Source organism: Burkholderia semiarida (genome assembly GCF_029268935.1).
GTDB classification, from domain to species: domain Bacteria; phylum Pseudomonadota; class Gammaproteobacteria; order Burkholderiales; family Burkholderiaceae; genus Burkholderia; species Burkholderia semiarida.
The window spans coordinates 1-795 of the sequence record NZ_JAHLCL010000020.1 but is presented as its reverse complement, the minus strand read 5'-3'; the positions used below and the strand labels follow the sequence as shown (position 1 = coordinate 795).

Genomic DNA, 795 nt, shown 5'->3' with positions numbered 1-795 from the left:
CCTGCCTGGTGTTAGTCAAAAACACAGTCTTATGCCTACCCGTTATTGTAAGTGGGTGACTGTGTCCGGCGTTTCAGGGGGCTGCTCCACTCGCCATCCATGTCAATCACAAAAATCCTTGACGCTTTAGGTATTTTTGTGGAATTGAATTTGAAGTACTTTCGACGAATCAATTTCGCATAATAGTCAGCACCAAATTTTTTCTGCAGCCAAGAGTTGAAAATAGTTTCCTTGCGATCGACTTCCTTCAGAAACCGCTCCCGTGTGATCCTACGCTTTGTCTCGTCGACCTCCACGGCTAAACTCTGGATAACGTTTATCGCATTGGGGTAGTAAAAAACTTCAGCATCTGCAGCGCTGCAGTCTGGAATCTCGGAGGTCAGAAGCTTGACAAGCGCTTTTTGCTGCTCCTCGTAAGACAGTGCATTTACGTCAATATCAAGCAACTGCCGAAATACCTCGAGCTGCGGTGCAGTCATCGTTAGCTCTTCATGTACCTTATGCTCCACCTTCTCCCGCGTATACGTTAAGAAGTTATCTTTCAGAAACGCATGTCAACGTCGGACGTAATTTCCCCAGAAGTGTCGAAGTAAAATTCCCCACCCTGTTCGGACGGTGATCAGCCGGCGATGTGATCAGATGAGCTCCTTCGAGGACGGCCCGGGCGCCGGCGAGCCGGTTCAGCGGGCACGGGGTTCAGGGAAGACGGACGGTTGCGCAGATGGTCCGGCAGCAGATCGGCGTGTTCTCGCAGGCGGTACGATGTGCCTTCGATCTGCACGACGATCGCGTGGT

General features: G+C 51.1%; 1 protein-coding gene and 1 pseudogene. Both read right to left on the bottom strand.

The features are described from left to right. Window positions 1–35: 35 nt before the first annotated feature. Window positions 36–479, bottom strand: a complete 444-nt coding sequence (locus tag KPB06_RS34430) for a hypothetical protein (RefSeq protein ID WP_275920605.1) — start codon at window positions 477–479, stop codon at window positions 36–38. A 140-nt stretch (window positions 480–619) separates the two neighbouring features. Then, window positions 620–795, bottom strand: a pseudogene (locus tag KPB06_RS34425) (AAA family ATPase); the annotation flags it as partial.

Coding starts and splice junctions, on each gene's coding strand:
- KPB06_RS34430 (WP_275920605.1), bottom strand. CDS start 479: ATGACTGCACCGCAGCTCGAGGTATTTCGGCAGTTGCTTGATATTGAC.